The sequence below is a fragment of the Variovorax sp. JS1663 genome (genome assembly GCF_002157355.1).
Lineage (GTDB): Bacteria > Pseudomonadota > Gammaproteobacteria > Burkholderiales > Burkholderiaceae_C > Variovorax.
The window spans coordinates 100,712-108,534 of sequence record NZ_LYMK01000024.1; the positions used below are offsets into that span (position 1 = coordinate 100,712).

The 7,823-nt window shown below is 65.3% G+C and carries 7 protein-coding genes; 5 read left to right on the forward strand and 2 right to left on the reverse strand.

All coding sequences use genetic code 11. The features are described from left to right. Positions 1-277: 277 nt before the first annotated feature. Positions 278-838: a hypothetical protein gene (locus A8M77_RS20225; RefSeq protein ID WP_086923303.1), complete on the reverse strand. Its 561-nt coding sequence runs from the start codon at positions 836-838 to the stop codon at positions 278-280. Positions 839-926: 88 nt separating this feature from the next. Beyond that, complete coding sequence (locus tag A8M77_RS20230; RefSeq protein ID WP_086923304.1) at positions 927-2,048, reverse strand: hypothetical protein; 1,122 nt, start codon at positions 2,046-2,048, stop codon at positions 927-929. A 567-nt stretch (positions 2,049-2,615) separates the two neighbouring features. On the opposite strand from A8M77_RS20230, the gene A8M77_RS20235 reads away from it, so the two are divergent. From A8M77_RS20235 to icmT, 5 genes are all read left to right on the forward strand, one after another. Then, the gene (locus tag A8M77_RS20235) at positions 2,616-4,562 is read left to right on the forward strand and encodes a hypothetical protein (RefSeq protein ID WP_143694678.1); all 1,947 of its coding nucleotides are present in this window, start codon (positions 2,616-2,618) and stop codon (positions 4,560-4,562) included. A 160-nt stretch (positions 4,563-4,722) separates the two neighbouring features. Continuing rightward, entirely contained in the window at positions 4,723-5,163 is a 441-nt protein-coding gene (locus tag A8M77_RS20240) for a DotD/TraH family lipoprotein (RefSeq protein WP_086923306.1), read from the forward strand. A 14-nt stretch (positions 5,164-5,177) separates the two neighbouring features. Next, positions 5,178-5,984 (forward strand): type IV secretory system conjugative DNA transfer family protein, encoded by an 807-nt coding sequence (locus tag A8M77_RS20245; RefSeq protein WP_086923307.1) that lies wholly within the window; start codon positions 5,178-5,180, stop codon positions 5,982-5,984. Positions 5,985-5,987: 3 nt separating this feature from the next. Further along, a complete protein-coding gene (locus A8M77_RS20250; protein WP_086923308.1) occupies positions 5,988-7,262 on the forward strand; it encodes an ATPase, T2SS/T4P/T4SS family in 1,275 nt (424 codons plus the stop codon). Next, complete coding sequence (icmT, locus tag A8M77_RS20255; protein ID WP_086923309.1) at positions 7,259-7,573, forward strand: IcmT/TraK family protein; 315 nt, start codon at positions 7,259-7,261, stop codon at positions 7,571-7,573. Before A8M77_RS20250 ends, icmT begins: the two co-directional genes overlap by 4 nt. Positions 7,574-7,823 lie beyond the last annotated feature (250 nt).

Below are 7,823 nucleotides of genomic sequence, written 5' to 3' on the forward strand. Positions count from 1 at the left end.
TAGTCGCCGAACTGCGGCTAATCACGGTTAGCCACAGTTGCCTGCAAGACTGCCTTCCGGTCGCTTCGGGTGGACCGCCACATAACTGCTGCTAATCACGATTAGCAGCAGTTACATGCGAGCCGCTGAACCGCCAGAATCCGACGCGCAACTGTGAGCAATCGCGATTCGTCACATTTCGTTTGCCTGAAAAACAGACGATCTGGACAGGAGACGACATGCCACTGTGACTAATCACGATTAGCCGCAGTTACCTGCGACGCATTTCGGTGACGGTTCATTCGAACGACTCACCGTCCAGCATCCGGACGGCTCTCGCGCCGCCAAGTCGAGGAGGGGGGCGATCGTCGTCGCCAGGCGGGACGTTCCCATCCACCGGAGCTGCGATCGCCACGATCCGCGCAGCGGGAGCCGGAGCAGGAGTAAGCGCCGGCGGCCCGGCCTCGCTCGGAGTCGTAGCCGGGCTCGTAGCGACAGGCGTCTTGGCAAAGGCATCGGGGCCCGGATCGGCCGACGCAGCCCGATCGGTTCCAGGTGACACTGGCGTTTGAGAGGCCGATTGGATCGCCGCAGGCCGCCCGGAAGCGCGCGCCATCGTCCCGGCGGAGGCGCTCACCTCGTCGGCGAGTCCGCTGGAAACTCGGGTCGAGAGACCGTCCTGGCGGCGCATCCGCTCCTCCATCACCATCAAGCCCATCTCCATGAGCTGGCGCACGAACAGGTTTCGCTTGCGCATGCCAGGCGCTGCTTCGAGGCCGGCGATCGCGCGAAAAAGCATGGGACTCTCGTCGCGGTGGAACCGGACGCGGAAGTCCAGGACGTCGTCGCTCTGGCTCATTTGCGTGCACCTTCCCGGCCGACCTTGGCCGGGCTCTCCGCGTGGGAGACCCCCACACGGATCTCAATGTGGCGAGTCATGGTCACCCTCAGGCAGCTTCAACGGCGGCGCGAGCCTCGGCCTGGGCGACGCCTTCGCCGATCAGCTGCAGGCCTTCGACGTTGCTGAAGACGGAGTGCTTGGGCACGTAGATCGGCATGTCGGGCATGCGCTCGGCGATCTCTTCGGCGTAGTGCGCGGGGTGGCCACCGACCATCACCACCATGTCGATGATGTCCCAGGCGCCCTTGATCCCGTTCATCATGATGCTCACCGGATCGCGCACGGCGCGGCGCGCGGCTGCCAGGATCTCCGGGTCCTTCATGTCGATGGCGCGGCCGTCCAGCTTGAAGACGGCGCCGGTGCGCAGCGAGTTGTTCAGGCGATTCAGGTTCGACGGGGCGATGGCCCGGCCGAGCTTGGCCTCCAGGTGTTCCTTCACCGAAGTCATCACGCGATGGCGTCCAGCATCGCCGGCGGCGCCCGAGACGTCGGTGTTCGGCTTGCCGCGGTTCACAAGCAGCCAATCCAGGGTGTATTCGCCCGGATCGACCGTCACGACGGTCATCGTGTCGACCAGCTGGTTCCAGTCCGCCAGCGGCTTCAGGCCCGATTGCGGGAAGCGCGCGATGGTGGCGTTGATGCCGTCGATCTGCCGATCCAGGCTGTAGAAGCCGCCCATCGGCTGCGGACGCACGACGACCTTGTCGATCACCACGCTGCGCTCGCCGTCCAGGCTGATCTTGCCGGTGTAGGCCTTCTTGAGGGCGGCGGGCTTGCCTGGATCTCGGAAGTGGCTGACGGGGAGGCCCAGGACCAGGACGTCGATGTGGTCCTCGTCCATATAGGCCAGGGCGCCGCGCATGAGGGCGTGATAGGGCGCGCTCTCGTAGTACTTGTCGTCCAGGTGGCGCCCGAAGTCCGAGCTGGAAGCAGCACGGCTCATGACGTCCGGGCCGACGACGAACGATTCGCCGTTGTACGACACCACCGTCACGTTCTCGCTGCGACGCTCCTCGAGCTCGTAGCGACGGCGATCGACGCCGAAGGCGACAGAGGGGAAGAGGTCGTACTCGACGGCTCCGGTGTCGGCATTGCGCCGCGTGAACTTCGTCAGGCCGTAGCCGAGGTCGATGGCCGCCACGATGGGCGAGCCAGATGCATTGCTCATGAAAGATCCTGTTGGTTCGCGGAAATACTCCGTCACAGACAAGAATCTCACATGCACCGATGATCCGTCAAGGCAGGACATACCGGCCGGCAGAACGCTGCAGCAGCCCTGGGCGAGCGCTGAACCAGTGTTAGACCAGCGCAAGGCTGGTTTAGCGAGAACACAGAACTGGTCGAATGCTCGACCAGGACAACAGACCGCCAGGAGGGGGGGCGGGAGCGTCCATGGGCGGCCGAGGGCGGCCGAACAGACTTCGACCAGGACTGGGCTAGCGCTAGACCAGGGTGTGGCGATGACTGCGGCGCACCCCCGACGCCGATGGCAGTTGGCATAGCGCTAGGCCAGACTTCTACCAAGTGCCTTTACCGCGGGCCGAGATTGCTGAGGGGCGTCTGGTCGAGCGCTGCACCAGACTTCGACCAGCGAGCGCACTGGTTCCTCAGGCGCTGGTAGAGCGCTGCGACAGCCCTCAACCAGCGAAAGCCGAGCGACCTGGGCTAGCGCTCGACCAACTCCGGGGCGGGCGATCGGCGCGCCGCGAGTGCCGACGCGAAAAAACTTCCATCGATGTTGCGAACCAGCAACCTATACTTGCTGCGACCATGTTTCCGCAGCAATAGGCTTTCACGAATGATCAATTCCAAAGGCGACCGCTACTGCTACCTGAATGCGCGCCATACGCTCGAAACGGCTGCAGCGACGGGTGGTGCGGGGTTCTTCTCGAAACTGCATCACCTCCTGATTGACGGCAATCAGGGCAAGGCGCCGCCCAAGCAATGGGCGTCCATGATCCGGGCGCTACAGACCAAGGGCGTGAAACGGTCCGAGCTGGAGGACAGCAAGATCTTGGAGAGCCTGGCGACCTCCAACGAGAAGTCCCTCACCAAAGAGCAGGTCGCGGGCCTGGTGCTGTCCGGGCTGCCCACGGTCAAAGAGCTGGAACTCGCGAGCCCGCGATACGCCTCATGGCGGCACCCTGGCGGCAACTACAAGGAGCTGCTCTACGTGCTCAACTCCCAACGCGACAACGTCCAGGACGAACTGAGCGAGCTGGAATACCGCCTTGAGGCGATGCAGTACGACGCCGCGGACCTGGCCTTCAGCCTGGAGTCGCTCATGGACGATCCGGAACTGCCGAGCAGGATGCAAGCCCAGATGAAGGCGCTGCGCGATCTGCTCCCGAAGGCCTGGGACTATGCGACCCCGCACTTCCGGGACGCTCTCGACGGCACTGTCGACAAGAACATCATGGCGCACGCGCGGATCACCGAGCGGGGCAACCTCTTCTTCGTCGAGGAGATCCAAAGCGACTGGGCGCAGGCCGGCGGCAAGGCCAGCCGAGCCGCAGCGCGGGAAGCCGTCATCCGCCTGCTCATGGGGCGGCTGGGCGAAGGCGCGAACTACTCCGACCGGTCTCTGCTGGAGAGCGCCATCCGCTCGAAGGCGTCCCTCGAGCTGCGCGGTGTGAAGTACGACCCGAAGGACCCGGAAATGGTCGCCGCAGCGGAGGAGGGCAGGAAGGCCGGCTGGTCCGGCAACACGCCTGCGGCGCCCTTCGTGACCAACACGGAGGAATGGTCGGGCCTGATCCTGCGCCGACTCATGCAACGTGCCGCGGCGATCCCCGCGGTGAGCCAGTTCGCCTGGATCACCCAGGCGATGCGCAACGGCGGCCGCGCTGGCGGCAGTGAAAGCCTCGACGACTTCTACAAAAACATCCTGCCCAAATTGGCCGACAAGCTCCTGAAGCCGCTGGGCGCGAAGGTGACCATGGGGCAGGTGAACCTCAACGGCACGACATACGACGTGCCGCAGTTCCAAATGACCCTCGAGATCAAGGAAGCCCTGCGAGGACCTATGCCGCTCTACAGTATGTCCCCCGTCTGGAAGGGCGCTCGCAACGGGCAGGCCGAAGTGAACCGTGTCCTCGCCGAGTGCGAGCTCATGATGGGCACTGCCCGGCACGTGAAGCTGATGGACGCCCTGTACGACTTCGCCACGCACCGCCAGGTCGCCGGCAAGTACATCAACAACGGGATCCTGCTGAACCTGCATGCCCAGAATCTGGACCGCGCCGCGCGGCACGAGGCCTGGCACTTCGCGACTGAGAACATGCTCACCGTCGAGGAGCGGGTGGCCATGCAGCGGGAGTTCGCAGCGCACAAGCCGCTCGCCAGACGCACGCAGCAGGCCCTGATCCAACTGGGCGAGATCGAGGCAGCGCGCCAGTGCTCGCATCCGGAGGAATGCGCGGCGCACGCGTTCGCGCTCTGGAGCAGCGGCGAGATGGAGATCACCGAGCCGGCTCCGAGTGGCCTCTTCCAGGAGGTGTGGTCCGTCCTCAAGGACTGCGGCCGCTGGCTGGCCGAGCGCGTCACGGGCGAAAAGGCCGTGACAACCGAGTCCATCTTCGAGGCGCTGCGCACCGGCGAGCTGGCCAGGATGCGGGAGTCTCGCGTGCGCGGTCCGCAAGAAGTCGACGTCGACCACCGAGCGCCCCGAATGGCGGCGTAGCGTCTCTCCGCGGGCGAGCGCCATCGGGACGCTCGTGTCGAAAGATCAACAGCGACGCATCGGAATGCATGCGAAATGTGTGCGTTGCCTTGCCGTGTATTACGCCGTGAGATAGTATCGGCACGAACTAAAGGCGCTCGCCAACCAAATTCGTACCGATATGACACACTTTTCGCGGACCCTCGGCGCTGGTGCAGTCGCCGCGCTCCTTGCTCTGGTCGGCTGTGCCACGCCGCCGGCGCCGACTCCTTCGAGTGACCCGGTGGCAGTTCAGCTCGACCGGCTCTTCCAGAAATCCGCAGAACAGGCGGCCTTCACGGGCAGCGCTGACGCTAAGGCGCCGGCTCCACGCATGGCCGATGGCAAGCTCTGGGTGACCTGGCGCGGAGACGCGAACGACCTCCTCAGGAACCTCGAGCCCGTGACCGGCCAGAAGCTGTCCGTGACCGGCCCGACCCCGCGCCTGCCGCTCTACGTTCAGGTGCATGCCCTCGGCGTGCCCGTCGACGAGGTGATGCGCGACATTGGCTACCAACTCGGACAGCGGGCCGACCTGGTTCTGCTGCCATCGGGCGTCGAGATCCGCTACCGCGCCTTCTGATTCCCCTGAGCCCCATGAACAGGACCTCCTTCATCAAGGCCTCGCGAATCGCCTTCGTCGTGATGGCGCTTGCCGCCGGGCAAGCGGCATCGGCGCAGACGCAATCGTTGTCAATCGACTCGCTCATGAATGCGCAAGGCGCAACCGAGTCGGAAAGCCGCCTGAGCATGGTGCGCGAGACCGCGCTGCGCGAGACGGCATTCGGCCTGGGCACGCGACTGGGCTTGCTGCAGCGCTCGCGCGAGATCGCAGCGGAGGTTGGCAAGCGCGACCGCGAGCTGGACAAGCGCTTCGATTTCGGTGGCCTGATGATGGGGCCGGGCGTGCTGCCTCCCGTCATCATGGAAAGCCGCGACGCGATCTCGCTGGAAGCGACCACCATGCGTGTGTCGGGCGCCATCTACAGGATCGAAGAGCCCGCGCGCTTCGTGGCCATCGCCCCGACCTGGCGCGACTGGCTGCTGCTCGGCCTGCCGACCGAAGACGCCGCGGACATGTCCACCGTCAAGAGCCTTCTACCGCGCGACAGCGCCGAGCAGGCGTTCTGGAAGAAGGAAGTGGCCCAGGCCGTGGCCACCGGCCGCGCGCAGGCGCAGCAGATCTTCGACCTGAACGTGGCCAACCTGGAGAAGACCTACTTCGGCATGCGCCTCTTCTACGATCTGTGGAAGCGGGGCATGGTCACCATCCCAGTCGTCGCCAGCGCGCAGACCATGGTCGACCACGAGAGCCCGAACACGATCTCGGTCGGAAACACGATGTTCCGCATCACGCGGCAGGCGGGATTCGAGGATTCGAGCCGCTGGAAGCCACTGGAATAGCCCGTGCTCGACGCAGCAGAAAGGGCGGTCCCGCGCTTCCATTTGCCAATCGGCAACATCAGGCGCCTGGACCTGAACGATTTCCTGTCCAATGTCTACGATCTGGGCGTCTCCGACATCAAGTTCTCCTCGACCGACTTCGTCTGGGCCGAGGTGAACCGGATGTGGCATCCGGTGACGGATCGCCGCCTGGACGACTCCGAGGTGAACACGATCCTGGCGCATCTCTTCAATGAGAGCGGCCAGACCGAAATCGGCGCGGCCAACGCGATCGACTCACGGGTGGATGCAGTGATCTCTCGGGACAAGGTGCTGTCGTTCCGCCTGAATGCGACGGGCTGCTCGGTGGGCAACACTCCCTCGGGCGTCAACATCACGCTGCGCGCGATGCCGCAGGAGATCCCGACCTGCGCGCAGCTCGGCCTGGAGCCGGAGCTGATGGACAACCTGTTCCCGCGCTACGGCATGGTGCTGATCGTCGGGACCACCGGATCGGGCAAGTCGACGCTGCTGGCAGCCGCGCACCGGTACCGCCTCGAGGAGCGCCGGCACGACCCGGTGCACATCCTCACCTACGAGCAGCCGGTGGAGTACCTCCTGAAGGGCTACGCGCAGGGCTTCATGCCTGAGCCGACTCAGACCGAGGTGGGCGTGGGCGCGCAGTTGCGCTCGATGGACATGGTCGGCCCGAACGCGATGCGCCGGAAGGGGCAGGTCATTCAGATGGGCGAGATCCGCGACATGGACAGTGCCCGCGCTGGCTTCGAGCTAGGCGCCACGGGCCATGCTGCTTACGCCACCATGCACACGGAGACGCCTGATCGCGCGCTGTCGCGGACGCTGCAGCTCTTCCCCCCGGTGGAGCACGCGCGCGTCGCCAACGAGTTCATCGAGCAGGTGCGCTTGGTCATCGCGCAGAAGCTCGCGCGCCGGCTCGACGGGAAGGTCATCGCCTTCCGCTCCTGGTGCGTCTTCGACCGCGAGGTGAAGCGGAAAGTGGAAGACCTGCCGTCCCACCAATGGGGTCTGGCCGTCCGCAAACTCGTGGCCGAACGCGGCAACGACTTCGAGTCCAAGGCATTCGCGGCGCTCGCCGACGGTCTGATCAGCTACGAGAGCTTCGTCGAGGTGTCGTCCATGACGCGGGCGGAAGCGACCGAGTACTGCACGCACCGCGGCTTCAATCCGAACGCGGGCCCCGTGGTGACTTCGCTGCCGGCGGCAACCCAGGCCCAGGCGACCTCGACCGAAGCCGTCGCTGAATCGGAGCCCGCATGAGCAGCAGCTACTGGCCGCGCACCGGCAAGTCCTATCGCATCCCCGGCACGCCGCTGCCCCCGCAGGCCGGCGCACCGATGGTGCTGGCGCTCTTCTACTTCTCGTGGTGGACCCTCGCGATCGCCTTCGCCGTGTGTGCGGTGTTCGGGTACGCCTCGTACAAGAACCGGACGATCCTCTGGGCGCTGCGGCGCCTGCGCAGCAAGATGCGCTCGGGCGTCATCGCCGCCAGGCCGCGCTACTACCGGCAGCGCTTCACATTCGACCAGCAGCTGGCCGACATCGACTTCCGCGAGCGGGGCAAGAAGTAGCCCCTCGCAATCCCTGCAAGTCTCTCCCTCGGCGCGAACCGGCTCACGGCCGGAAGAGCGTCCTTTGGCCTCCGACTACCAAAGAGTCGGGGGCCTTTTTCTTGGGCCGGGCGGGCATTGATTCGACCATTGCTTCGCTGCGCAACAACGAGCGCAACAAAGTGGTGATCCCCGAACGACACGCAAACTCCCCCACTGATCGACACGTAAATTCCCCCGCCCCGGCCATTTGGCCGTGACGGAGTAGGCG